Source organism: Paenibacillus sp. FSL H8-0332, assembly GCF_037963835.1.
Classification (GTDB): Bacteria; Bacillota; Bacilli; order Paenibacillales; family Paenibacillaceae; genus Paenibacillus_AQ; species Paenibacillus_AQ rhizoplanae.
Genome location: NZ_CP150145.1, coordinates 4,724,924 through 4,751,327, shown reverse-complemented (window position 1 = coordinate 4,751,327; position 26,404 = coordinate 4,724,924). Strand labels below are relative to the sequence as shown.

19 protein-coding genes are annotated in these 26,404 nt (G+C 56.4%); 13 read left to right on the top strand and 6 right to left on the bottom strand.

Annotated elements, in window-relative coordinates; all coding sequences use genetic code 11:
- The first annotated feature begins 34 nt into the window (after positions 1 to 34).
- A complete protein-coding gene (locus NST43_RS20715) occupies positions 35 to 1,390 on the top strand; it encodes a glycoside hydrolase family 30 beta sandwich domain-containing protein (protein WP_339219091.1) in 1,356 nt (451 codons plus the stop codon).
- Positions 1,391 to 1,512: 122 nt separating this feature from the next.
- On the opposite strand, the gene NST43_RS20710 is transcribed toward NST43_RS20715, so the two are convergent.
- Complete coding sequence (locus NST43_RS20710; RefSeq protein WP_339219090.1) at positions 1,513 to 2,538, bottom strand: ABC transporter substrate-binding protein; 1,026 nt, start codon at positions 2,536 to 2,538, stop codon at positions 1,513 to 1,515.
- Between the two features lie 219 nt (positions 2,539 to 2,757).
- Here NST43_RS20710 and NST43_RS20705 point away from each other — a divergent pair, with 219 nt between their 5' ends.
- From NST43_RS20705 to NST43_RS20695, 3 genes are all read left to right on the top strand, one after another.
- Positions 2,758 to 3,273 (top strand): hypothetical protein, encoded by a 516-nt coding sequence (locus NST43_RS20705; protein WP_339219089.1) that lies wholly within the window; start codon positions 2,758 to 2,760, stop codon positions 3,271 to 3,273.
- A 132-nt stretch (positions 3,274 to 3,405) separates the two neighbouring features.
- Positions 3,406 to 4,452 carry a LacI family DNA-binding transcriptional regulator gene (locus tag NST43_RS20700; RefSeq protein ID WP_339219088.1) on the top strand — a complete coding sequence of 349 codons (1,047 nt, stop codon included), beginning with the start codon at positions 3,406 to 3,408 and terminating at the stop codon, positions 4,450 to 4,452.
- 223 nt (positions 4,453 to 4,675) lie between these two features.
- Complete coding sequence (locus tag NST43_RS20695; protein ID WP_339219086.1) at positions 4,676 to 7,960, top strand: alpha-mannosidase; 3,285 nt, start codon at positions 4,676 to 4,678, stop codon at positions 7,958 to 7,960.
- A 130-nt stretch (positions 7,961 to 8,090) separates the two neighbouring features.
- Here NST43_RS20695 and NST43_RS20690 read toward each other — a convergent pair whose 3' ends face one another.
- Entirely contained in the window at positions 8,091 to 9,836 is a 1,746-nt protein-coding gene (locus NST43_RS20690) for an ATP-binding cassette domain-containing protein (RefSeq protein ID WP_339219084.1), read from the bottom strand.
- Between the two features lie 139 nt (positions 9,837 to 9,975).
- On the opposite strand from NST43_RS20690, the gene NST43_RS20685 reads away from it, so the two are divergent.
- The 4 genes from NST43_RS20685 (at position 9,976) to NST43_RS20670 (ending at position 15,044) form a co-directional block, all read left to right on the top strand.
- Positions 9,976 to 12,648 carry a glycoside hydrolase family 78 protein gene (locus NST43_RS20685; protein ID WP_339219082.1) on the top strand — a complete coding sequence of 891 codons (2,673 nt, stop codon included), beginning with the start codon at positions 9,976 to 9,978 and terminating at the stop codon, positions 12,646 to 12,648.
- Positions 12,649 to 12,924: 276 nt separating this feature from the next.
- The gene (locus NST43_RS20680; protein WP_209984640.1) at positions 12,925 to 13,326 is read left to right on the top strand and encodes an RrF2 family transcriptional regulator; all 402 of its coding nucleotides are present in this window, start codon (positions 12,925 to 12,927) and stop codon (positions 13,324 to 13,326) included.
- 183 nt (positions 13,327 to 13,509) lie between these two features.
- On the top strand, positions 13,510 to 14,442 hold the full coding sequence (locus NST43_RS20675; RefSeq protein ID WP_339219080.1) for a class I SAM-dependent methyltransferase: 933 nt from the start codon (positions 13,510 to 13,512) through the stop codon (positions 14,440 to 14,442).
- Positions 14,443 to 14,615: 173 nt separating this feature from the next.
- Entirely contained in the window at positions 14,616 to 15,044 is a 429-nt protein-coding gene (locus tag NST43_RS20670) for a GreA/GreB family elongation factor (RefSeq protein ID WP_339219078.1), read from the top strand.
- 91 nt (positions 15,045 to 15,135) lie between these two features.
- Here NST43_RS20670 and NST43_RS20665 read toward each other — a convergent pair whose 3' ends face one another.
- Positions 15,136 to 17,073, bottom strand: coding sequence for an NAD(+) synthase (locus NST43_RS20665; RefSeq protein WP_339219076.1), 1,938 nt, complete (start codon positions 17,071 to 17,073; stop codon positions 15,136 to 15,138).
- A gap of 193 nt (positions 17,074 to 17,266) precedes the next feature.
- On the opposite strand from NST43_RS20665, the gene NST43_RS20660 reads away from it, so the two are divergent.
- Entirely contained in the window at positions 17,267 to 18,106 is an 840-nt protein-coding gene (locus NST43_RS20660) for an MBL fold metallo-hydrolase (RefSeq protein ID WP_339219074.1), read from the top strand.
- Between the two features lie 3 nt (positions 18,107 to 18,109).
- Here NST43_RS20660 and NST43_RS20655 read toward each other — a convergent pair whose 3' ends face one another.
- On the bottom strand, positions 18,110 to 18,883 hold the full coding sequence (locus NST43_RS20655) for a DeoR/GlpR family DNA-binding transcription regulator (protein ID WP_339219072.1): 774 nt from the start codon (positions 18,881 to 18,883) through the stop codon (positions 18,110 to 18,112).
- 320 nt (positions 18,884 to 19,203) lie between these two features.
- On the opposite strand from NST43_RS20655, the gene NST43_RS20650 reads away from it, so the two are divergent.
- Genes NST43_RS20650 through fucU form a run of 4 tightly spaced genes read left to right on the top strand, consistent with a single transcriptional unit; the run spans position 19,204 to position 23,762 of the window.
- Complete coding sequence (locus tag NST43_RS20650) at positions 19,204 to 20,970, top strand: L-fucose isomerase (RefSeq protein WP_339219070.1); 1,767 nt, start codon at positions 19,204 to 19,206, stop codon at positions 20,968 to 20,970.
- A gap of 24 nt (positions 20,971 to 20,994) precedes the next feature.
- Entirely contained in the window at positions 20,995 to 22,605 is a 1,611-nt protein-coding gene (locus NST43_RS20645; protein WP_339219069.1) for a rhamnulokinase family protein, read from the top strand.
- Positions 22,606 to 22,647: 42 nt separating this feature from the next.
- A complete protein-coding gene (locus NST43_RS20640) occupies positions 22,648 to 23,298 on the top strand; it encodes a class II aldolase/adducin family protein (protein WP_036731751.1) in 651 nt (216 codons plus the stop codon).
- A 23-nt stretch (positions 23,299 to 23,321) separates the two neighbouring features.
- Positions 23,322 to 23,762: an L-fucose mutarotase gene (gene fucU / locus NST43_RS20635; RefSeq protein ID WP_339219068.1), complete on the top strand. Its 441-nt coding sequence runs from the start codon at positions 23,322 to 23,324 to the stop codon at positions 23,760 to 23,762.
- A 788-nt stretch (positions 23,763 to 24,550) separates the two neighbouring features.
- Here fucU and NST43_RS20630 read toward each other — a convergent pair.
- Positions 24,551 to 25,393 carry a sugar phosphate isomerase/epimerase gene (locus NST43_RS20630; RefSeq protein ID WP_339219067.1) on the bottom strand — a complete coding sequence of 281 codons (843 nt, stop codon included), beginning with the start codon at positions 25,391 to 25,393 and terminating at the stop codon, positions 24,551 to 24,553.
- A 312-nt stretch (positions 25,394 to 25,705) separates the two neighbouring features.
- Positions 25,706 to 26,392 (bottom strand): rhamnogalacturonan acetylesterase, encoded by a 687-nt coding sequence (locus NST43_RS20625; RefSeq protein WP_339219065.1) that lies wholly within the window; start codon positions 26,390 to 26,392, stop codon positions 25,706 to 25,708.
- Positions 26,393 to 26,404: the final 12 nt, after the last annotated feature.

Below are 26,404 nucleotides of genomic sequence, written 5' to 3'. Positions count from 1 at the left end.
CCTTTCTTAAAATAACAGGATGGAGGGAAAGAACATGAATGAAATTATCGTGTACCAGTCCAGCGGAGAGGACCGGCTGTTCGTGGAACAGCCCGCTGCGGCGCTGCCGCAGGCTCCTGCTGGTAGAGTTACGGTCACCGTAGACATTGATGCGAGCAAGACCTATCAGGAGATGGATGGCTTCGGGGCCTCCTTCACCGACTCGTCCGCCTACCTGATCCATCAGGTGCTTGACGCCGGGCAGCGGGCTGAGGTTATGCAGAAGCTGTTCGATCCGCAGGCGGGAATCGGCTTGTCCTTCCTCCGTAATCCCATGGGCGCATCGGATTATGCAAGAACGGTCTATAGCTATAACGACCTGCCTGAAGGCGGGAGCGATCCGGAGTTAGCCCGCTTCTCCATCGCCCACGACGAGACGGACATCATTCCTCTAGTGCAGGAGGCACTCAGGCTTAATCCTGAGCTGAAGCTGATGGCCTCACCCTGGAGTGCGCCGGGCTGGATGAAGACCAGCGGTTCGATGATCGCCGGGCGGCTGAAGCCGGAGTATTACGGAGTATATGCGGATTATTTTGTCCGCTATATTCAGGCCTATGCCGCTCATGGCTTACCTGTTTATGCTGTCACTGTGCAGAACGAGCCGCTCTATGAGCCGCAGCATTACCCCAGTATGCTGATGCTGCCGGAGGAGCAGCGGGAGTTCATCCGGGACTATCTGAAGCCTGCGTTCAGACAGCACGGGGTGGCCGCCAAAATCTTCTGCTACGACCATAACTGGGACCGGCCGGATTATCCGCTGTCTGTGCTGGAGGAAGCCGGGGCAGACGTGGACGGCGTAGCCTGGCACTGGTACGGCGGTGCGGCGTCCGCGCAGTCAGAGGTGCAGGCGGCCTACCCGGAGCACGAGGTCCATTTCACCGAAGGCTCCGGCGGGGAATGGATTCCCCCGTTCGAGCAGGCCTTCTCCAATGTGATGCGCACGGGGATTGAGATTCTGCGGAATCACAGCAAATCATTCGTGCTATGGAATATGGCCTTGGATGAACAGAACGGCCCTACGGTGCCCGGCTTCGGGGAGAGCACCTGCCGCGGGGTAGTGACGGTCAACCAGCAGACCCGGGAGCTGACGTATACCCTGGACTACTATGCACTGGCACATTTCAGCAAGGTGATCCGCCCCGGGGCATTGCGCCTGGAGTCTGCCGCCAGCAATGAGCAGGTGCGCTCCGTTGCGTTCCGCAACCGCGACGGGTCCATCGTAGTCGTCCTGTTCAACGACGGAGAGACCCCAGAGACCGTGGCTGTGCGGCTGGAGGGGGAAGAACTGCTGACCCTTGCCATCGCTGCGAAGGGTGCGGTTTCGGTGAGGGTAGGCGGGATCGAGGTATAGTGTGACCAAGCATAGGCAGTGAAACGTGAAAAAGGACAGGGCAGCCTGTCCTTTTTGCGTTGCTGTACAGTGAATTATGATCGAAAAACCGAACACAATTCTCGAGCGCGATATTTTTCTAATTACTCTGTACCCTTGCTGCTGAAAATCTCCACGATCTCATCCAGCAGCCGGTCGAGGGTAATCGGATCATCGAAGTTATATTTGCTGTCGAAGGTGTATACACGGTCTTCCTTGACGGCAGGGATCGCTTTCCATAGGCCGCTGTCCATAAGTGCGTTCTGTCTCGCAACTGTTTTGCTGCTGGTGTCGGTAAGGAGGAACATATGCTTTCCAATATACTGTGGCAGCACCTCATCGGAGATAGTTACGAACCGTTCGCCGGCATCGACCAGCTTCTGGACGCCTTCTGCCGGCTTGAAGCCAAGCTGTCCGTACAGCGTTTCGTTCAGACCTTTGCCGCCCATAATGTAGAGCTCGGAGCCAAGCACCAGCAGGGAAGTAGCTGTATCACCTTCAGTTAGATTGAGCTGCTTCTTCACGGAGGCAACCTTCGTCTTATAATCATTGAACCAGCGGTCCGCAGCTTCCGTACGGCCGAACAAGTCAGCGAGTTGCCGGACACGCTCCTCCGTCGGGAAGGTGCCGTCAAGTCCAACAACCACGGTCGGAGCAATCTGGCTTAGTGATTCAATACCGGTCTCATCCCAGTCGTCGAAGATAATCAGGTCTGGTGATAGGGCAAGGATTTTCTCAGGGGAAAAAGGGTAGCCGATATCTTCAATCCCTTCGAGCAGATCGGGGTAAGCCACCTGTGTGCCGATGACGCTTAGCGAAGCTCCCGCAGGCTTAATGCCTAGTGCAAGCAGGTCACCCGGATTACTGCCTACATACACAATCTTCTGGGGCTGGGTTGGAATCTTAACCTCCCGTTTCTTGTAATCGGTATACATCCGTGTTGCAGCAGCCGCTTCCGTGACAGCTGCCTGGCTGGCCTCAGGCGCTACGGTTGCCTGACTTGTGGCGGCGGCTGAAGGAGCTGTCGCAGTAGTTGTGTTGTTTGGCAGGCCGCACGAGGCCAGGATCAAGGTGAAGAGAAGCAGGGTTAACGGGAGTAATGATTTTTTGGCGCTAGTAATGCTAGACATGTGCAGTGCTCCTTAAGAGAGTATGTATTTTAATGACGATGATAATCATTATCATTTAATTATGTATGATAGAGAGGAATAGCCGCGTTGTCAATCCTTAAGCTGCTTTTAGCTCACTTGGAAAAAATAACAGTTGGCTGTTTTCTGCCGAAGAGAAGCACCCGCCGCAATAAAATGATAGAATAATAGTCATAGTCTTATACAGGGAGTGAATTTCTTATGAAAAAGATTGTCGCCGGAGTCATTGCCGGAGCGATACTAATGGTGGGTGCGCAGGCGCTGGGCGCTTCGGCAACCCTGGTAGGAAAGGCCATTCAGGCGGAGTATACGGTAAATGTGTATGGGAAGAAGCTGGCCGATCCGGCTATTGTTATTGACGGCAAGAGTTATGCGCCCGTGCGCGCCATCGGCGAACTGGCCGGATTCCAAGTGACAGTGAAAGGCAAAACGATTAGCCTGGATGATAAAGGTCAAGCCGCTCCTCCGTTGTCCGACGAGAAAAGCTCGCTGGTTGGTCCTGTGCCGGTTAGCACACCTGATCCAGCCTTGACTGCGGCCAAGAGCAAAATTGATATTATTGACGACAAAATCGATGCCGTGGTCACTAACATCCTCACCACCAGCAGCCTGCTGAAGACGAGTCCCGGCAATGCTGAGCTCAAGCAGAAGCTGGAGCAGTACAAGGAAGAATACGCCGACCTGCTGAAGCAAAAGGATCAGGAGCTGCAGAAATAAATAAGTTGCCCCGTGCCATGAATGATGTTGATGATGGGCTGCGGGGCTTTTTTGTGCGGATGGGTAAGCGGATTAAGCCGCTATACATTGTTTTATAACACGTGTTATACTTCCCTTGAGGTGCTGATTAGTATGAGCAAAAAAAGAGTAACCAGCTTCGATGTAGCCAAACGGGCGGGCGTGTCCCGCAGTGTAGTCTCTGCGGTGCTGAATGATACGCCCGGCATTGGCGTTGGAGCCGATACGCGCGAAGCTGTGCTGGAAGCCATCCGTGAGCTGAATTATCATGTGGATGCCGGAGCGCGCAGCATGAAGACAGGAAGAAGCATGACGCTGGCTGCTTATGGAGATACCCGCCACCCGCTGTTCACCCGGCTGCTGGAAGGCATGCAGCGGGAATGTGAGCTGAGCGGTTATCACATCCTTCTCTGTTCCCCCCGCCCCAGGGGGAATGCGGGCGGCAGGGCCGAGCTGCTGGAATTGTATCACCAGCGGAAGATCGACGGAATTGTCACCCTGGACCACACCAGCTACCAGGGCGAGGAATGGGCCTCTAGTGTCAGCGCTGCCAGAGTCCCCTACGTCTCCGTGGAAGGGTATGCGGAAGTGCCGGATGTACACTCTGTACTGGCTGATTATTCAGGCAGTGTGGAGACCGCAATGAATTATTTGATGCGGGAAGGTACGGTACAGCAGCCGGGTCCGGTCTACGCCGAGGTATATCATGCGCTTGACCCGGATAACTGGGCAGAGCGGAACCGCCGGGAGGCCTATACAAATTGGTGTACATCACGTGGGATGGAGCCGGTGATCATTCGTTTGGAGGAGCATGGAGACGCGTGGGCACATTGTCTCCAGCAGCTTACGGTGGGAAGCGGCCAGCCCCATGCCCCGCTCCTGGTTAATTGGTCGAGCGCAATTCCCGATCTGTATCGGGCCGCTCATAAGCTAGGCCTGCGGATCGGTGAAGACGTACGTATTATGGCAGCAGACAACACGATTCAAGGCGACCGGCTCAGCCTGCCCTCCTTAAGCTGCGTAGAGATCCCCTATGTGAGCATGGGGGAGGAAGCCGTCCGCTGCCTGCTCGCGCAGATGAGCGGAGGGAACGGCAACAAGGCTGGTCAGGCCGGGAAAATCTGGCTCCCGGCCGTGTTGAGGGCGGGAGAAAGCGCGTAGATTGTGGTGGAAGTGAAACTAAAGCGTTAGCTGCTGGAGGTAGTGGAGATAGTCTGGTTGGTGGCGTGGAGTGCGGTGAGCCAATGAGGTGCATTAGTGCCCCTGAATTAGCCGAAAGTGGGCTTATGCGCTGGAATGAGGAGCACAAGTGCACCTAATCTCACCCCGCCCCCATTTTCTGCTTGTTTAATAACACGTGTTATAAAGAAGGAGGAGAACGAATATGTTTTGGACAGAAGAGAAGCTTGGCGCGCGGTTGAGAGAGCTGGAGAGTTACAGGTACCGTGAGGGGATTACACTTGAAGACTGGCAGGTTACTGAGGATCTGGAGGGGGCTAATGGTGCCTATCCGCCTACACTTGACGGGGGGAGGAAGCTGCGGACCGGGGAGCATTGGACCGGCTATGATGCTTATCTGTGGCTGCACCGCAAGGTAACCGTGCCTGCCGAATGGCAGGGGAAACGTGTTGTCGGGCTATTCGATTTCGGGCGCACCGGCGGGGGCAATAACAGCGGGTTCGAATCGCTGCTGTACCTGGACGGGAAGCCTTATCAGGGCGTGGACTCCAACCATCAGGAAGTGTTCCTGGAAGACGGCGCGGCCGGCCGGGAGCTGGAGCTCACGTTCCGCTTATGGTCGGGACTGAACGGTGACGGTCAGCTGATCCCGCAGGAGCACAAGATCAAGCGGTCGGAGCTGGCCTATCTGGATGAGTCCACTGACAATCTCTTTTATACCGGCCGGGCAGCGCTGGGTACGATCAAGCAGCTGCAAGACAGCCAGATTCAGAAGCATGAGCTGCTAACCGCTTTGAACAAGGCCTTCAACCTGCTGGACTGGTCCAGACCCGGAAGCGCAGCGTTCTATGCTTCAGTTCAGGAGGCCGAGTCAAGCCTGCTCGCAGACCTGTCCCGGCTGGAGCAGGAGCATCCGGTAACGGTAACCGCCATCGGCCATACACACATCGATGTGGCCTGGCTATGGCGGCTTACTCACACCCGGGAGAAAGCGGCCCGTTCCTTTTCGACGGTGCTCCGGCTGATGAAGCAGTTCCCGGAGTACATTTTTTTGCAGACGCAGCCTCAGCTCTATGCGTATATCAAGCAGGACTACCCGGAGATCTATCAGGAGATTAAGGAGCGTGTGGAAGAGGGACGCTGGGAAGCCGGAGGGGCAATGTGGCTGGAAGCGGACTGCAATCTGACGAGCGGTGAGTCGCTGGTGCGGCAGATTCTTTACGGGACAAAGTTTTTCCGTGAGGAGTTCGGGGTGGAGTGCAAATACCTATGGCTGCCGGATGTGTTCGGGTATAGCTGGGCGCTGCCGCAGATTCTGCGCAAGTCGGGTATTGACACCTTCATGACCACCAAGATCAGCTGGAGCCAGTACAACCGGATGCCGCATGACACGTTCAACTGGAGAGGGATTGACGGCAGCGAGGTGCTGACCCATTTCATCACCACACCGGAGGGCCCGGATTCGGGTGCCTGGTATTACACCTATAACGGCCTGATCGAGCCTTTCTCTGTGCAGGGCATCTGGGAACAGTACCGGGACAAGAACCTGAACCGTGAGCTGCTGTTGTCCTATGGTTACGGGGACGGGGGCGGCGGTGTGAACCGTGAGATGCTGGAGATGCGGCGGCGGCTGGATACGATGCCGGGTCTTCCGCAGGTGAAGACGGGCCGGGCAGCGGAGTACTTCGAGCGTCTCCATGAGACGATAGATGCTACGGAGGAGTATGTGCATACCTGGGACGGGGAGCTATATCTGGAGTACCACCGGGGAACTTATACCAGCCAGGCCTATAATAAAAAAATGAACCGCAAGCTGGAGCTGCTATACCGCGAATCGGAATGGCTGCAGATGCTCTGGGCGGCGGAGAGCGGCGGATTCGGCCAGTATCCTGCGGACGCGCTCCTGGAAGGCTGGCAGATCATTCTGCGCAACCAGTTCCACGATATTATTCCCGGCTCCTCCATTCATGAGGTGTACCAGGATTCCCGGGTGGAATATGCCGAAGCAGAGCAGCTTGGCCTGGCAGCGCGGGAGGCTGCGGCAGCAGGGCTTGTCGGCCTGACGTCTGCGGGTTCGCCTGCAGCGCATGTTGGTCTTCCTACGGCGTCTGCCGAGGGTTCGCCTGCAGCATCTGCTGTTCTCTCTCCGGCGTCTGCCGAGGGTTCCCCTGCGGTGCAAGCCGGCCTCACTCCGGCGGAAACCCCGGTGCAGACAGAATACACGCTGTTTAACAGCGCCTTCTTCACCGCTCCCCGGCTGGCCGCCGTACCTCATGGTGCAGAGAATGCGGTCTGGACAGACGCTGAAGGTAACCGGCTTACTGCACAGCGCTCCGGCGGGCAGTGGCTGGTGGAGACGTCGGCGGTCCCGGCAATGGGGAGCGCAGTGATTGTGGCCGCTGAGTCTGGCGGTTCCGAAGCTGCTCAGCCAGAACCTACCGTTCCTTTCCACTGGCAGGATTCCACACTAACGACTCCTTATTATATTCTGGAGTGGAATGCATCTGGACAGCTTAGCCGGATCTTCGACCGCAGCGCAGAACGCGAGGTGCTGGCACCGGGTGAATGCGGCAATGTGCTGCAGGTCTTTGAGGATAAGCCAAAGATGTTCGATGCCTGGGATATCGATCTGTTCTACCAGGAGAAGATGCGGATCATCAGCGAGCTGCGCTCCGTCAAGCTGACCGAATACGGACCGCTTCAGGCGGTGCTGGAATTCGTCTGGAACTACATGGATTCCACCATTGTCCAGAAGGTCAAGGTCTATGCCGGAAGCGCGCGGATTGATTTCGAGACCTATGTAGACTGGCATGAGCAGCACCAGTTGCTGAAGGCGGCCTTCCCGGTTGCCGTGCGGGCTACGGAAGCGACCTATGATATCCAGTTCGGCAATGTGAAGCGGCCGACCCACTGGAATACAAGCTGGGATTACGCGCGGTTCGAAAGTGTGGGCCATCAGTGGGCCGATCTGTCTGAGCGGGGCTATGGGGTCAGCCTGCTGAACGACTGCAAATACGGCTATGACATCAAAGATCATACGATGCGGCTGTCGCTGATCAAATCGGCAACCAGCCCGGACCGGCTGGCGGATCAGGGAGAGCACAACTTTACGTATGCCCTGCTTCCGCATGAAGGGGATTGGGTGGCTGCGGGCACGGTACAGGAAGCGTGGGCGCTGAACCAGCCGCTTCTGGCCGTGGAAGGAGCCTACACCGCCGGAGCCGGCAAATCCCTGATCACTTGCGATGCCCCGAACATTGCCATCGATGCCGTGAAGCTGGCCGAAGACGGCAGCGGCTGTATCGTCCGGCTGCATGAGTTCACCGGAACACGCTGCACGGCGAATGTCAGCAGCGATTATGCCGTCTCCTCCTGGCAGCTGCGCGATCTGATGGAACGCCCGCTGGACACAGAGACAATGGACGGACCCGCCATCCGGCTTGATTTCAAGCCTTATGAGATCCATACGGTTCATGTAGCTTTTGCCTAATTCTTGCGTCTGATCTGCCCGTCCAGGCAGAATAATGCACATCTAAAAGACCGCCATTTCGGCAGGGGAGTTTTCATACACCCTGCCGAAATTGGCGGCCTTTTTTGAACATATAACTGTTCCTGTCCGCTTACATCAGCTTAATCAGCTCTTCAAGCTCAGCAACCAGACTTTTGGCAAGCTCAAAATTGTTATCCTTCAGCGCCAGTTCTACTCTGGTTTCGGCAGCTTTTTTCTTCTGCTCCAGCTCCAGATAATCTTTATCGAAATGCCGGGCATAGATCATCTTCTTGAATTTCTTGATCGTCATCTTGCGGACCGTCTTATCATCAATGATCAGTACATAATCCATCCCGTTGACAACGGAATAGAAGTCATGGGAGATCATGAGAACCGCGCCCTTGTACTCCTGGATGGCTTGGTCCAGAGCGATTTGCGTGTAGGTATCCAGATGGCTTGTCGGCTCATCGAGCAGCAGGACATTGGCCTTCAGGGCAGATACCTTGGCCAGCTGCAGCAGGTTTTTTTCGCCGCCGGACAGGGATTCTATTCTCTGGTTCACGATCTCGCCTTCAAAGCCGTAGCCTGCCAGATGGGAGCGGATCTCATCATAGGTAGCCATACCGGCCTCAATGAATTCTTCAAGCAGGGTGTTGGAATCCGTCAGCACTTCGCCTTGAAGCTGGGACAGATAAGCTACCTTAGTCTCCGGGCTGAGTGTTATAGAGTCGTGCTGGCCCCGTGCAATATCGCGCAGCAGAGTTGTTTTGCCGGTACCGTTCGGACCGATCAGGGCGACCTTATCACTGGCATTCATCTCGAAGCTAACCTTGTCCAGCAGCAGCTCATCGAAGGCCGCCCGGTACTCCTGGACTGTCACAACAGGAGCGGCGGCGTCCTGCGGCTCATTCACCATCCCCAAATGAATCTGCGGCTGCTTAATGTCCACGAACGGCGCTTTGATTCTGCGGGCTTCCAGTCTTTCCTGGAACCTTACTCTCGCTTTCAGCGCTCTCCCTCTGGAGGCTTCTGAATTATACGTGGCGATCGCCCGGAGGTTGTCGATGATGTTTTCGTTGCGCTCAATCTCTTCCTGTTCAGCGAGGGCCAGCTCCTGCAGCTCTATTTTGGTCTGAAGCAGGGAGAGGTTGTACTCCAGATAGCGGCCGTCAAACTCCTGAAGCTCCTTATTCTCGAGGTGAATGATTTTGTTAAAGCAATGGTTAAGCAGATAACGGTTGTGCGTAACCACCAGCAGAATTCCCTTATGAGAGTTAATCAGCTGCCGGAGCGCATTCAGGTTCTCGAAGTCCAGGAATACATCCGGTTCATCCATAATCAGGAAGTCAGGACGGTTCAGCATTTCCTTCATGACCTGAACGAGCTTGAATTCCCCGCCGCTCAGCTCGGATACCTTAAGCTCCCTGCGCTTCATGAGGTCAGCCAGATTTAGCTTTTTGTGAATAAGGCTCTCGTAATCATCTCCGCCCAAGGCCTCAAAAGCGTCCAGAGCCAGTTGATATTTCTCCAGCAGCGGCTCAATATCCGCCGAGGTCTCCATCTCTGTGCAGATTAGCTGTATTTCCTCCTGTAGCTTAATGAAAGGTCCGGCTATATATTCAAACACGGTGGTGTCGGCAGACAGATCCGGCTTGGCGAACTGGCTGACATACCCGATGCTGCAATCAGGCTCCATCTCAATGCTGCCGTCGAACAAATATCTGTCCCGGTCCATCAGGATGTCGATCAGGGTGCTTTTCCCGCTGCCGCTGGTTCCGATAAAAGCGCAATGCTGCGCCTCTTCGAGCGTAAACGAAATGTCAGTGTAGAGCTCTTTTTGCGGGAAGGAGAAGGATAGGTGTTGAACTTTAATCATAGGACTACCTTTCTGTGTAGCTGGAATAGTAACTCTTCCCTATTATACAGGTTACAGGGGCAATCGGGGGTTCTATAATTGGAATGGAATGCGTTTCCTATGTATAAGGCCAATCTTAGAATAGGACGGGGTGGAATTCATGATCGCAGTTGGGCAATTACGTGTGGAGTATAAGGAGAATCCGCTGGGGCTGGATATTCGTAATCCAAGAATCAGCTGGCAGGTGAGTGCGGATGAGCGGGATATAAGGCAGCAGGCATATCAATTACAGGTGGCAGGCGCGGCGGACTTCGGGAGCGTATGGTGGGATTCGGGCAGAGTGGAGTCCGGGGACTCCCTGCACATTGAGCTGAAGGAGCTGGAGCTGCAGTCTAAGGAACGTTATTATTACCGGGTGAAAATATGGGATCAGCACAATCGTCCCACGGAGTGGTCCGGGGCGGCCTGGTGGGAGATGGGGCTGCTCTCGCCGGAGGAGTGGACCGCTGAATGGATTACGGCTCCGCTGGCCTGCCTTGCGGAAGACGCAGAGCAAAGCCCGCTGCTACGCGGGAACTTCCAGGTGGACCGGCCGGTCGCCCGGGCCCGGATCTATGTGACCAGTCTCGGGCTGTATGAGCTGGAGCTGAACGGAGCACGGGTCGGAGACACTTATCTCAATCCTGGTTGGACCAGTTACAGCCATCGCTTGCAATACCAGACGTATGATGTGACCCCGCTGCTTACCCTTGGGGACAATGCGGCTGGTGCCTGGCTTGGGAACGGCTGGTACAAAGGGAATCTCGGCTGGGAGCACAGGAAGCATATCTATGGCAACCGCACAGCGCTGCTGTTGCAGCTTCATCTCACTTATGAGGACGGCACGGAGCATATCATAGGGAGCGGCCCGCAGTGGAAGGTGTTGCCCGGCCCCCTTCTGATGTCGGAGCTGTATCACGGCGAGACCTATGACGCCCGCCTGGCGCAGCACGGCTTCAGCCTGCCGGGATATGACGACACGCTGTGGACACCGGCTGAGATTCTTCCATATGACAAGAATATTCTGCTTGCACAGGAGAATGATCCGGTCCGGGCGGTCCAGGAATTGGCACCTGTTGCTCTCATCCGCACTCCGGCGGGGGAGACGGTACTCGATATGGGCCAGAATATGGTCGGCTGGCTGCGGTTCACCGTAGATGGCGCGGCGGGTCAGGAATATCAGCTGCGGCATTTCGAGGTGCTGGACCAGGGGGGCAATGTGTATACCGACAACCTCCGGACGGCCAGGCAGACCGTTACTTATATCGCTGGTGGCAGAGGCCGGGAGAGCTTCCAGCCGCGTTTTACCTTCCAGGGCTTCCGGTATGTCCAGCTGCTCGGCTTCCCGGACCCGCTGGATCTGCAGGACTTCACAGGCGTGGTGCTGCATTCCGATATGGAGCCGACCGGCACCTTCTCTTGCGCAAGTGCACTGCTGAATCAGCTCCAGCACAACATCCTCTGGGGGCAAAAGGGCAATTTCGTCGATGTGCCGACCGATTGCCCGCAGCGGGATGAACGGCTGGGGTGGACCGGCGACGCACAGATGTTCATCCGCACGGCGGCGTATCTGATGAATGTGGCACCTTTTTTCAGCAAATGGCTGGGGGATCTGGCTGCGGATCAGCGGGAGGATGGCGGCGTTCCCTACGTGATTCCGCATGTATTGGGGGAGGAGGCACATTCTTCTGCGGCGTGGGGCGATGCGGCGGTCATCTGTCCGTGGACGATCTACCAGTGTTATGGGGATAAGCGGATTCTGGAGCAGCAGTACAGCAGTATGCAGGGCTGGGTGGAATATATCCACCGCCAGGGAAGCGGGGGATTGCTGTGGAATACCGGCGTCCACTTCGGAGATTGGCTGGGTCTGGATGCCAAGGCAGACAGTCATGTGGGTGCTACGGACCGGAATTATATCGCAACCGCCTTCTATGCTTATTCGGTCCGGCTGATGGAGAAGACGGCGAAGGTGCTGGGCCGGACCGAAGATGTGGAGAAATACTCGCAGCTTCATTGCCGGGTCAAGGATGCGTTCAACCAAGCGTATATCCTACCAGCAGGGGAGGAAGGTCCGGCTACCCAGACAGCCTGTGTGCTGGCGTTAATGTTCGGACTGGTGGAGGGGGAAGCGAAAGAGCGTACGGTAGCGAGACTTATTCAGCTGCTGGAAGCGAGCGGCTATCACCTTACGACAGGCTTCGTCGGCACGCCTTACTTAAATCTGGTGCTGGCGGATGCGGGACATTACGAGGCTGCCTACAAGCTGCTGCTCCAGACGGACTATCCATCCTGGCTGTACCCGATTACCCGGGGCGCAACTACGATCTGGGAGCACTGGGACGGGATTAAGGAGGATGGCAGCTTCTGGAGCAAGGAGATGAATTCCTTCAACCACTATGCTTATGGGGCAGTAGGGGATTTCCTGTACCGCCATGTGGCCGGGATCGAGCAGACAGAGGAGGGGCCGGGCTATAAGCAGTTCCTGATCCAGCCACATCCGGGAGGCGGACTCACTTCGGCTGCCGCCAGTCTGGAATCCATGTACGGGACGATCCGTTCTGAATGGACAATAGACTCCGGGACAATCGAGCTGACCGCCGTGGTTCCACCAAATACCTCAGCTACGGTGCTGTTGCCGGATGCCTTGCTGGCTGAAGTGTCGGAGAGCGGGATGCAGAATGGACAGCAGCTTGAGCAGGTCCCCGGCATTCATTCCGCTGAGCAGCTGGTACAGACGGTGAAGGTTACACTCGGCTCCGGGGAATACAGATTCCAGTATCCTATGCAAAAGTAAGCGGAGTGTAGATAGGGCTATTTCAGCCACTAATACTGCTGTGATGCAGAGCCTTTGGAAGTACGGGGCTCTGTTTTTTTTGTTGTACTGGAAAGTGTGAACACAATGTGCCGGTGCGGACGTAAGCGGGCTGCCTAAAGGACAACAAAGCCTTATTCACTTGTTATCTTCCCCCATCCCCTCTCCTGCCCCTTGCAATCTCCCCGCATAAGGGCTATCATAGATAAATGAAGTCTGTAATTACGGACATAGTCCATAGGTAAGGTGGAATAAGACATGAAATACTCCAAAGCAACGAACTACGCTCTGCACACGATGCTGTTCCTGGTGGCGCACACTCCCGATAAGCCGATGGGCGTGCAGCAGCTTGCCGAGCGGCAGAATGTATCGCCTACGTATTTGTCCAAGATTCTGACCAAGCTGGTCAAGGCCGGGCTCATCGAGTCTGCATCCGGGGCGAATGGCGGGTATCGTCTGCGGCGCAAGGGGGACGAAATCTCGTTCCTGGATATCATCCATGCCATTGAAGGCACAGCATCGCTGTTCGACTGCACCCTGGACCATCCCAGTGAGTGTCTGATTCAGCAGGAGATGGTCAAGGCCGAAGGGCAGATGGAGGATTATCTGCGTAACAAAATGATGTCCGAGCTTGCCGCGAAGATGCTGGCCAGCCATTAAGCTCTGGAATTATGCTGTGTCTTTCTGTGTGCCGCTATTTCCCGCTGTAACGGATACCGTCCCTTCAGGGGCGGTATAGCCGTTGCAACTTAGCGGGTATTATAGATATCCAAAGTCTTTTAAGTTTGTGTAATTGCAGTGCAGTTAAGACAATCAGGACAATCAGGAGAGGATGAATTAGTAATGAATAAAGGATTATTCGATGCAAGCGTTTGGGAGAAGGCCTGGAAGGAAGATCCCAAGGCAATGGCTAACAAGTTCAAGGCGATGGGCATGAACCCGCACACGAGCTTCGATCATAAAGCGCAGGTGTTCAATGAAGAGGTCTTCAGCAGTGCCGGGCGGGACCGGAGCGAGCGGATTATCGGCTGGATGGAAGGCCAGGGCGTGGACTTTAACGGGCTGACTGTCCTCGATGTGGGCGCGGCTTCGGGCGGGTTCACGGTTCCTTTTATCGAGCGTGGGTCCAAGGTTACAGCGGTAGAGCCGAATGTTCCCTTAGCAGAGTTGTTTCTGAAGAACACTGCCGGCGCGGCTCCGGGCCAGGTCGAGCTGGTGCATGAAGCATTCGAGAATATAGACATTGCCGCACGCGGCTGGTTGAACGCCTTCGATCTGGTCTTCGTGTCCATGTGTCCGGCGGTCTTCGACTGGGAGAGCACGGAGAAGGTGATCAGCTGTGCCCGGCAGTACTGCTATATCAGCACCTCGGCAGGCGTGCAGGAGCATAGTCTGATGAATGAAGTGCTGCCGCTGCTGACCGGCCGGGAGGTTCATGCGGAATCCTCGGATATGGCCTATCTGACCCAATTATTATATTTGAAGGGCTATTCCTATGAGACGATCATTACCCGCGAAGCGAAAAGCAAGGAGCTATCGCTGGAAGCAGCAGCAGCTGAGGTGATGGAGATGCTGCCGCTGCATCATCTGGACGGGGGAGAGGCTACCCGCAAGGTAGTTACGGACTATCTGCACACCGCCTACCCGGAGCACAAAGTCGTTGTCCGCCAAGGCGGACGGTTCGGCAAGGTGCTGATTAAGCTGCAGGATCTGAATATGTACAGCCGGGCCGCTGCTGTAACGTCCGGGAAATCTGCCGATTCTGTGAAGCGTTGAACCGGATCACGCAATCTCCTGTACATGAGATTGTCTTTCCATAGAAAGATGCTATCATAGAGAATAGGTCCCTGCGCGGGATCTATTTTCTTATATGGGAGGACTGAGGGCTATGAGCAGGAACAAGCATATTTTCGAGCATGACCTGATGAAGAAGGTAGGTGAAATCTACTATGAGCCATAGTCTCGGAACAGTGTCCTTGCGCGAGGAGCTGGTGAAACAGCTGGTCTATTTCGATGAGCATAAATTCTCCATTCTGAACAGGGGAACGTGGGATTCTCCGGCTGAGCGGGTAGAGGTACAGACGATGATCAAGAGCTATCAGGAGACGGTGGAGCGGATTCTGTCCGGTGACAACGATGCGCTTGAACGTTCTATGGTGCTGGTCGGGTCCCGGGTGTCGCTGCGGATCGGGCAGGAGACGCTTGATGAGCCGTACCGGATTGTAATTCCTGGTGAAGCTGAGCTGGATGAATTCTGCATCTCACTCTGGTCGCCCATGGGCAGAGGGCTGATTCTGGCGTGTCCGGGAGAGACGGTAACGATTCAGACCCCGTTCGGCAGCGATGAAGTTTTGATTCTGGATAATAAGTACGAGTGAAGCTGATTGCTGACAAAAAGAGGCGTCCCTGATCATCCTGCGATGATGGGGGACGCCTCTTTGTCTTCGGCCGTGTTGCACCGGCCAGGAGCTACAGTTCTTCGATTTCCTGCAGCCAGAGTGCGGCTGAGGCATCGCTTGGCATGCGCCAGTCGCCGCGCGGCGAGAGGCTGACCGTACCGACCTTAGGTCCGTCCGGCAGGCAGGAGCGCTTGAACTGCTGGGTGAAGAAGCGGGTGACGAACACCTTCAGCCAGGCGGTTAGCTGCTCCTTGGGATAAGCACCGCCGAAGGCGTGCTGGGCGAGGTAGAGCATTTTGCCGGGAGAAGCGCCTGTACGCAGCATGTAATATAGGAAGAAGTCATGCACAATGTAAGGCCCCAGGATATTCTCGGTCAGCTGGACAATCTCTCCGGTTGCCGACGGCGGCAGCAGCTCCGGGCTGATTCCGGTCTCAATGATGCTGTAGAGGTACTTATTGACCGTCTCGTCGGCTTCATGGTCCGCATACCAGGCGACAACATACTGGATCAGCGTCTTCGGAATGCCCGAATTCACGCTGTACATCGACATATGGTCGCCGTTATAGGTACACCAGCCTAGCGCCAGCTCGGACAGGTCGCCTGTACCGATGACAATCCCGCCGTTCTTGTTGGCGAGGTCCATCAGAATCTGGGTACGCTCGCGGGCTTGTACGTTCTCGTAAGTCAGGTCATGCACCTGAGGGTCGTGGCCGATGTCCTCGAAGTGCTGGAGGCAGGCCGCCTTGATGTCAACGACCTTCATGGAGGCGCCGAGCGCCTTGATCAGGCCTACGGCGTTGTCATACGTGCGGCTGGTCGTGCCGAAGCCCGGCATCGTGACTGCCAGCACATCGCTGGCCGGACGCCCGAGCAGCTCCATGGCGCGCACAGCAACCAGCAGCGCAAGCGTAGAGTCGAGGCCGCCGGAGATGCCGATCACAGCCTGCTTGGTGCCGATGTGGCGGATGCGCTTCATCAGGCCGGAGGTCTGGATCGAGAGAATCTCCTGGCAGCGTTCGTCCCGCTGCAGCGGATTGCCCGGCACGAACGGGTTGACGCCTACGTTCCGTTTCAGCTCCCGCCGGGTGCTGCCGCTGAGCGGCGTAGCGTAGAGAATCTCGCGGTAATTGCGTCCGCCCTTGCCTGCCCGGAACGTTCCCATCACGGTGCGGGAATACTGCAGCCGCGGCAGGTCAATGTCGGCGCTAATCATCCGGCTCTCATGGGTGAAGCGTTCCGATTCGGCCAGCAGCTGGCCGTTCTCCGCGATCAGCGAATGTCCGCCGAAGACTACGTCTGTCGTCGATTCGCCGGTATTGCAGCCGGCATAGACATAACCGGCCACACAGGAGGCAGACTGGCCGCCGACCAGCTGGCGGCGGTAATCGGCCTTGCCGACCAGCTCGTTGCTGGCCGACGGATTGAACAGCAGCGTCGCACCAGCTTGGGCCAGCAGGCTGCTTGGCGGCACCGGCACCCAGAGATCCTCGCAGATCTCCACACCGAACGACAGGTTCCCGTCACTCTCACAGGCAAAGATCAGATCATTACCCACCGGCACCACCGATCCGCCGATCCGCAGCTCGGACACCTCCAGCTCCTCGGCTCCCGCGAACCAGCGCGGCTCGTAGAATTCACTGTAGCCGGGAATGCAGGTCTTAACCACAATCCCCAGAATCCGGCCCTGCTGGAGGACAGCGGCACAGTTGAACAGCCTGCTCTTGATGGAGACCGGCAGACCGGCAACGACAATCATCCGGTACTCTGCCGTCGCGGCTGTAATCCGCAGCAGCGCCTGCATCGCGGATTCCAGCAGCCGGGGCTGGAGGAACAGGTCCGCACAGCTGTAGCCGGTAATGGACAGCTCAGGGAGTACCAGGTACTCCACCTCCTGGGCATGCGCGGTCTTAATCACTTCTATAATCTGGTCTGCATTGAATACGCAGTCAGCCACCCGGAGTTCCGGGGAAGCGGCGGCGACTCTGGCGAATCCGTAATTCTGCATTCATTTCACCTGTCCTTTACCTGTTCCTTATGTGAAGTACATTATCTAATAATTGTACCCATCATTTGGCACCGGTAACAAGCAGGGATTTGGACAAGCGCTTCCATTTGGCTTCAGCCGGGTATAAACTAAACAGGGATGTAACAGACAGCTGTGAAGAATGAGAGATAGAAGAGGAAGGGAGCAACCCGTTATGCCATTAGCAGGACAAGCACTGATCGAAGAAATCCGCAGCACCGAGGTGCCTTACGGCTGCCTGGCGGTCTGGTTCCTCGGACAAGCCAGCGTCATTGTCAAGGGGGCGGAGGTGACCGTCTATATTGATCCTTATGTATCGCCGAACCCGGACCGCACTTTCCCGCCGCCGGTCCAGCCCGGGGAGATTACGAATATGGAGGTCTGCCTGATTACCCACGACCATTCGGATCATCTGGATGAGGAGGCCCTCCCCGTGCTTGCCGGACTGAATCCGCAGGCGCAGTTCATGGCTCCGGCGGTCTGCCTGGAGCGTCTGCAGGAGCTGGGCATCGGCAAGGAGCGTCTGGCTGCTGCCCTGCCCGGTCAGGAGGCAGAGCCCGCAGCAGGGCTGAAGGTATATCCGGTGGCAGCGGCGCACGAACAGCTTGAACGCGATGAACAGGGTCATCCTAAGTACGTGGGCTACATTCTGGAGCTGAACGGGGTCACGCTGTATCATGCCGGGGACACCGTGCTGTTCCCTGAGCTCATTGAGGAGGTAGGCAGCCGGAAGATCGATCTGGCGCTGCTCCCGATTAATGGACGCGATTATTACCGGGGCAGCCGCAATATCGTCGGCAATATGAATTACCGGGAAGCGGCGGAGTTCGCGGCGACCTCTGGTTTTGAGACCGTGGTACCGCTGCATTATGACCTGTTCGCCGGCAACGCCGAGAATCCGGGCTATTTCGTGGATCACCTGTACCGCCACTTTCCGGAGCAGAAGTTCCATATGATGGCCAGAGCGGAAAGGTTCGTGTACGTGTCGGCGCAAGCTTTTAAAAGTGAACGTTAAGACTTATTGTGAATCAGCAGGGTAGAGCAGGGAAATCTGATATTTGGCAAGGAACTCGATCCATTCCTCAGACGGCCGCTGATCGGTGACGATATAATCGACCTTGTCGAAGCTGAACAGCCGGATGAAGGCGATCCGGTCGAACTTGGAATGGTCAGCCAGAAGGACCACCTTGCTCGCCTGCTGCTGCATCAGCACCTTAAGCTCGGTCTCCGCTTCGTTGGAATCACAGAGTCCGCCGGTCATGGAGAGTGCCTTGCAGCTGAAAATCGCCACATCCACATTATATTTCAGAATGGTCTGCGAGGCCGTAGGCCCTACGAAAGAGCTGGTCTCCGGCCCAAGCAGGCCCCCCGTGGAGATGAGCTTTTGCCCGGAATGCTGAAATTCTGACAATACCGCCAGGGAATTGGTGATGATGGTCAGATTTTTTTTGTCGTCCACGATTCTCCGCAATCCTTCAAAAGCCGTAGTGCTGGTGTCCGTCATCACACTGTCCCCGTCATTAATCAGCTCCAGCAGCCTTACCGCAATCATCCGCTTCGCTTCAATGTTGACCTGATGCCTGTGCGAGTAGGAGGGGTCCTCGTTGGTGTGAGCGTTCAGAATCGCCCCGCCGTAATTCTTCTTGGCAATGCCCTCCTTGTCCAGCCGGTCGAGATCGCGCCGGATCGTCTCTTCCGATACACCGAATTTCTGCGCCAGATCCGCAACGTGAACCTTCCTATGCCTGTAGAGCTCATTAATGACCAGATCCCGCCGTTCAAAAGCCTTCATATCATGCCCACCCTTACGTTATGTAGTTGTATACAGTTTACTATAATCTGCTGCCTAACATAAATCCCACAATCAAAAACGATTCCACAGTTTATCGTAATTATATCACATAAAACCACACAAAAAACAAATTTAAAGTGTGGAATAGTGTTGACTTTGAAGGTGAGTGATTCTATGATGTAGAAGAAATGGAAAACCTGCGGCGAAAGACAAAAGTGTGCAGACTGCAGAGGCTGTATTTGGTAGCGCTTACTAATCGGAGCTGGAGCTCCAGTGTAATGTTCTCATACCATTAACTCATGATCCGGGGAGGAACAGCAGTGACAGCAAAATATCCGAAGATTGGAATCCGGCCGACGATTGACGGCAGAAGACGCGGGGTGCGCGAATCGCTGGAGGCGCAGACGATGGGCATGGCGCAGCGCGTGGCGGCATTTTTGCAGGAGAATGTAAGGTATCCTGATGGTTCACCTGTGGAATGTATCGTTGCCGATTCTACGATTGGCGGCGTGAAGGAGGCTGCGGCTGCGGCGCAGAAGTTCGCGGGTGCAGGTGTAGGCGTATCTATTACAGTTACCCCGTGCTGGTGTTATGGTTCGGAAACGATGGACATGGATGCAACAATTCCGCATGCGGTATGGGGATTCAATGGAACGGAGCGCCCCGGGGCGGTATATCTGGCGGCAGTTCTGTCTGCTTACGCGCAAAAAGGCATCCCGGCCTTCGGCATCTACGGAGAGGATGTCCAGGAATCCAGCAGCGAGGAAATCCCGGCGGATGTGCAGGTGAAGCTGCTGCAGTTCGCGAAGTCAGCGCTGGCGGCCGCTCTGATGAAGGGGAGATCCTATCTGTCGATGGGCTCCGTGTCTATGGGGATCGCCGGTTCCATCGTGAATGAGCAGTTCTTCCAGGAATATCTCGGCATGCGCAATGAATACATCGATATGTCTGAATTTGTACGCAGATTTGAGGAAGGGATCTATGATCCCGAGGAATTCGCGCGGGCGCTGGCCTGGGTGAAGGACAACTGCCGTGTGGGGGCGGATAATAACCCGCAGCATCTGCAGCTCAGTGAAGAGGTTAAGGAAGAGCAGTGGGAGACGGTTGTCAAAATGACGCTGATTGCCCGTGATCTCATGACCGGCAATCCGCAGCTTGCGAAGCTCGGCTTCGAGGAGGAAGCCAGCGGTCACAATGCCCTGCTGGGCGGCTTCCAGGGCCAGCGGCAATGGACCGACCATTTCCCGAACGGCGACTTCATGGAGACGGTTCTGAACTCCTCGTTCGACTGGAACGGCAGACGGGCGCCTTATATCGTTGCCACCGAGAATGACAGCCTCAACGGGGTGACAATGCTGTTCAATTATCTGCTGACGAATACGGCGCAGATTTTTGCCGATGTGCGCACCTTCTGGAGTCCCGCTGCCGTGAAACGCGTGACCGGCTATGAGCTGGAAGGCGCGGCGGCAGGCGGTCTGCTGCATCTGATTAATTCGGGCTCGGCAGCGCTGGACGGCACCGGCGAGCAGAGTATTGATGGCAAGCCGGCGATCAAGCCGTTCTGGGACATCACGGATGAAGAGGCGGCGGCCTGTATCGCGCAGACCCAGTTCCGTCCGGCTTCCCAGGAATATTTCCGCGGAGGCGGCTTCTCCACAGACTACCTGACACGAGGCGGCATGCCGGTCACTATGGCCCGGCTCAATCTGGTCAAGGGGCTGGGACCTGTACTCCAGCTGGTAGAGGGCTACACTGTTGAGCTGCCGGGAGAGGTTCATGACACGCTCGACCAGCGCACAGACCCTACCTGGCCGACAACTTGGTTCGCTCCGAAGCTGACCGGTCATGGCTCCTTCCAGTCTGTCTACGATGTGATGAACAATTGGGGTGCCAATCACGGGGCGATCAGCTACGGACATATTGGCGCAGATCTCATTACGCTGGCCTCGATCCTGCGGATTCCGGTCAGTATGCATAACGTGGAAGAAACGCGGATTTTCCGCCCGCGCGTCTGGTCGCTGTTCGGCACAGAGAATCTGGAGAGTGCCGATTACAGAGCCTGCCGCAACTTTGGCCCGCTCTACTAATCCTCCACGTGAAGAGGTGGGAAGATGACAGAGGCGAAGACGCAAGTTATGGAGGTAACCGGTAACCAAGGAATCCGGCTGCTGGCCATCGACCTGGGAGCCAGCTCCGGCAGAGTGATGCTGGGATGCTACAGGGACGGAAAGGTGACGGTGGAGGAGATTCACCGCTTCCCTAACGGACCGGTAGAGGTCAACGGACATTTGCACTGGGATGTGCAGCGGCTGCTTGAGGAGATCAAGCAAGGGATTGCAGCAGCTGCGGCAAAGTATGGCCCTCTGCGCTCTCTGAGCGTGGATACCTGGGGAGTCGACTATGGCCTGCTGGATGAGCAGGGCGGGCTGCTGGACGCTCCGCATCATTACAGGGATCAGCGGGCGGCGGACTTCGCCTCAGTACTAGAGGCTGCGCTGCCTCCGGCAGAGCAATTCAAGCTGACGGGCAACCAGTCCAGCCCGATTAATACGGTGTATCAATTGTTTGCCGATCTTATGGCGAAGCCGGAGCTGCGGACAACCGCCAGACAGCTGCTGCTGATGCCGGATCTGTTCAATTATATGCTCAGCGGTGTGGCCGTGGCCGAGCAGACCATCTGGAGCACCAGCGGCCTGCTGAATCCGCAGTCCACAGCGCCTGCAGCCGAAGTGCTGCGCAGGCTGGGGCTGCCGGTGACGCTTGTGCCCCGGCTGGTTCCGGCAGGCACGGTGCTGGGGGAGCTCCGGCCCGCACTCCAGGAAGAGCTGGGCAGCGGCCCGCTCCAGATCATCGCTGGAGCCTCGCATGATACGGCTTCCGCCGTGGCGTCCATTCCTTACGGCGGCTTCGGCTCCAGCTATGCCGATTCCAGCTGTGTCGGCCCTGGCAGCGCTGATCCTTGCAACGCCGATCCAAGCTCCCCAGACCCAAGCCCCGCCGATCCTGACCGGCCCGCCGGACTCAGCCCCACACTGCAGGATGCTGCATTCATCAGCTGTGGAACCTGGTCGCTGGTGGGCCTAGAGACGGCGGAGCCTGTATTAAGCGATGCCGCCCGGGCCAGCGGCTTCACCAACGAGAGCTGCTTCGGCGGCACGAACCGGCTGCTGAAGAATATCACCGGCCTCTGGCTGCTCCAGGAGACCCAGCGGAGCTGGGCCGAAGCGGGGGAATCGCTCAGCCATCAGGAAGCCGCCGGGCTGGCGGAGCAACTGGACCGGTCCAAGGCGTGCATTGCCGTGCTGGACCCGAACGATCCGCTCTTCAGCACACCGGGCGATATGCCGCTGCGGATTGAATCCTACTGCATCCGCACCGGACAGCCGGTGCCGCAGACCCGGGCGGAGATCATCCGCTCGATTCTGGAGAGCCTGGCCCGGTCTTACGCGGATACGATCCGCGAGCTGGAGGTGCTCACCGGCTGTACGGTGCGCTGCATTCACATGGTCGGCGGCGGTATTCAGAACAAGCTGCTATGTCAGCTGACGGCAGATGCCACCGGCAAAGACGTTATTGCCGGACCGGTAGAAGCGAGCGCGATCGGCAACATTTTGGTGCAATTGACGGCGCTTGGTGCTGTCGATCCCGCAGAGGTCCGCAGGGTGGCAGCCCGGTCCTGCTCAACGCTCCGTTACCAGCCGTCTTTTTCACATCAGAACTGACAAGCTTCATACAGCAATCAAGCAGCAATCAAGGGGGCAATTATGAATAATCATGAAGAAGAACTACGGCGCTTAATCTGCGATATCGGCCGGAATCTGTTCAACAAGGATTTCATCGCGGCCAATGACGGCAATATCTCCGCGCGCCTGTCGGCCACAGAAGTCATTACTTCGCCCACAGGAGTCAGCAAAGGCTATCTGCAGCCGCATATGCTGGTCAAAGTCAATCTGCAGGGAGAGATCCTGGATGCAGCGGAGGGCTACCGGCCGTCCACGGAAGTGAAGATGCACCTGAAGATCTATAACGAGCTGCCGGAGATGGGCGGGGTGGTTCATGCACATCCGCCGTATGCTACCGCTTTTGCCATCAAGGGCGAAGCTCTGGACAAAATGATGATGCCGGAATCCGTCATAGCCATGGGGGACATTCCACTGGCGGTATACGGGACACCTTCGACCGAAGAGATCCCGGATTCGCTGACTCCCTTCCTGGGCAAGAAGACCGCAGTGCTGCTGGAGAGCCACGGGGCCCTGACCTGGGGTAAGGATGTAATGGCTGCTTATATGAACATGGAGCGGCTTGAGTATACGGCGAAGCTAACCTTCCTGACCCGCATGATCGGGGGAGAGCGTGAGCTGCCGCCGCACCGGATTGAGGAGCTGGTAGCGCTGAGATCATTCTACGGGATGTAATGAAGCCGAGAGGAGACCTAGCTATGCTCAAAAAAATACCCAAATCGCTCTCCCCCGAGCTCGTACGCACCCTGATGGAGATGGGCCACGGGGATGAGCTGGTGCTGGCGGATGCCAATTATCCTGGACATGCGCTGCATTCCCGGGTGCTGCGGGCTGACGGGATTGGTATCCCCCGGCTGCTTGATGCGATTCTGGAGCTGCTCCCGCTGGATCATTATGCTCCGGCTCAGGCGGCCTTCATGGCCGTAGTGGAGGGAGACCCCACAGTCCCTGTGATATGGGACACGTACAAGGAGATTCTCACCCGGCATGATCCTGCGGTGCAGGTGGAGTATGAAGAGCGTTTTGACTTCTATGCCCGCTCCAAGCACAGCTACGCCATTCTAATTACAGGGGAAGAAGCGCTATACGGGAATATTATTCTCAAAAAAGGTGTGATTTCCCCCGAGGCCGGGGAATAGCAGCATGAAGCAACGGACCGCCCGGTTAACTATGGGCGGTCTTATTGCTATTTCTAAAGTGCCCGCTTACGGGAGCACTCGTTTAGAGCAAATGCCCTCAAATAACTCAAATGTTGCAGGTTATGCAACCTGGCTACCCCGAAACCGGGGCTTGCCAGGGGATTGTTGCAGGAAATGCAGGAATGTGCAGGCCAGGATGCTTAGTTAGAGGAGGATTCCTACCTTTTGTGCAACAATTCCAGCTATGAGTGTATAAGTTGGGGGAAATGCTGCAATTTGTGCAAGATTACTGTTGTTAGTTTTAAGGTTAAGTCTATATGTGTATAAATGAAGCACAAATGCCCCAATCGCCGATACGTCGGGGTGCTTTTTGTACACACAGTAATTGTAATATCCGTCTGTAGTGGGTAAGGAGAGTATGAGGTTGGGAAGCACTGTGCTGGCGCGAAGGTGAGCGGACCAAATGTATGCGAAAAACAGAACACAATGAGCAGCAGTGAGGCACGTGGACCAAATGTGTGTGAAAAACAGAACACAATGGGCAGCAGTGAGGTACGTGGACCAAATGTGTGTGAAAAACCGAATACAATCCGAATACCCCTGAATTCGCCGAATGCCCCAAAAGTGGGCGGATGGTCGAGGCAGGAGGAGTGATACAAGCTGTGTGGACCGCATAAGTTCCTACCTCATCTCTGATCCAGCATCTCTCATCCACTATCCCTCTTCCATTATCTCTCACCCAACATCTCTCACCCACCACCTCAACATCCATCCACAGAGCACGTTTGTTAAACCTCGTTATACATTTTCCGCAGGAATTGCGCACTGGCCTGGAGATGTTCCTCAGGAGTGCTCTCCAGCAGGCCCTGGATATGCGGGCACTTATGCTTCATGTAGCGGAGCAGCGGGGCGAAGTTCAGCATGCCTTGTCCGGCAGGAACGATGTCGATGGAGCCGTTCTTAACTGTGAAATCCTTCAGATGCAGAACCGCGATCCGGTCTCCGAGGAGCTCCAGCGCTTCTGCCACAATCTGCTCCTGCTGAAGGTAATTCTCTGGAGTCATCAGATTCGCAGCATCCAGTATAATTTGCAGATTATTGGATGGCACGGTATCCAGCAGACGCCGGGCTAGCTGAGCCGTGTAGAGCGGGTGATTGATGCCTGCCTCGATGCCCACAGTTACCCCGAACCGTTCGGCCTCAGCAACCATGGCGCTAACCGAGGCGACGACCTCCAGAAAGGCCTCCTCCGTGAAATTATCCGGCGTATACCCCTGACCTACACTGCCGGTCTCCGTACCCACCAGACTCGCGCCGAAGTCACGGGCCAGCCGCAGATGAGTGTTGAAGTCGCTCAGCGCCTGCGCGCGCTTGGCAGGGTCAGCATCAATAATGTTCACATAACAGCCAAGGACAGCAATCTTGATACCTGCTTGTCTGAAGGCATCGCCATAGTACGCAGCAGCACCCGGACTTAGTGCGCCAAGCTCAGCCACACTCTCCGGAAAAGATTTATGTAACGCCAACTGAATCGCCGGGAAGCCATGCTCCTTCAGCTTAGCTATCAATTGCGGCAGCGGACACCGCTTGAAGTCATGGGCGCGGACGCCCAAATGAAATGGAACGGTCATAGGTTTAGACTCCTTTATATTCAGATATAAGAGTTCGCATGGAGCGCCGAAGGGCCGGTTCCCGTGAAGAAGGCCGCCTGTGTCCGAAGTGGTCACAGGCGGCCTGATCTTACTGACCTAGGTTTGAACCAACATGTAAGAATGGCGAATAATGTACGCTACGTTTGTTTGCGATGCCCCACAGGCTGATGCACAATCTAATCCGCACGACACACTTGCCTGCATCCCCCAGCTACACCCGCAAATACGGGTGCAGCAGCTTCAGCTCCGCAGAGTGTGGAGCGCTTTGGCTACCTTGCCTGCATCCCCCAGCTACACCCGCAAATAAGGGTGCAGCAGCTTCAGCTCCGCAGATTGTGCGAGCGCTTCGGCCACGAGCGATGCGATCTGCTGCGCCCCGGATCTGGAGAAATGCGTGTCATCCGTGATGCCGTCCGGGTAGTTGGGGCGGGCACCCGGCGGCAGGTGCATGAACAGCCCGGCTGATGCTTCGGTCCCCAGTCTGCGGTAGAGCTGCTGGGAGGCGGCAAAAACATCCAGCAGAGGCGTTCCAGTCTCCCCGGCAACCTCCCGCATAACCTGCGGATAGAGTCCGACAGCCTGCGGGTCCGGTTCCCCGTCTGTAGTGAAGCGGCGGCGGCTCACGGAAGTCAGCAGCACAGGGAAGCTGCCCCGGCTGCGAGCGGAATCAATGAATGCCTGTAGATTCCGGCGGTATTCGGTATGCGGCTCCGTGTAACGGAGAGGGTCCTCCAGCTTCTGGTCATTATGGCCAAACTGGATCAGGAGGAAGTCTCCGGGGAGGAAGTCCCGCTCCATGTCTGCCAGTCTGCCCTCAGCCAGGAAGGAGCGTGTGCTCCGTCCGTTGATGGCCCGGTTCTCAATCCGCACCTTCCGGCTGACATACTGCTGCAGGTATTCGCCCCATCCGGCCATCGGCCATTCCCCGCCGCCCTTCTGGGCGGCGGTAGAGTCTCCGGCGATATAGATTGTCGGCATCTTCAGTATGCC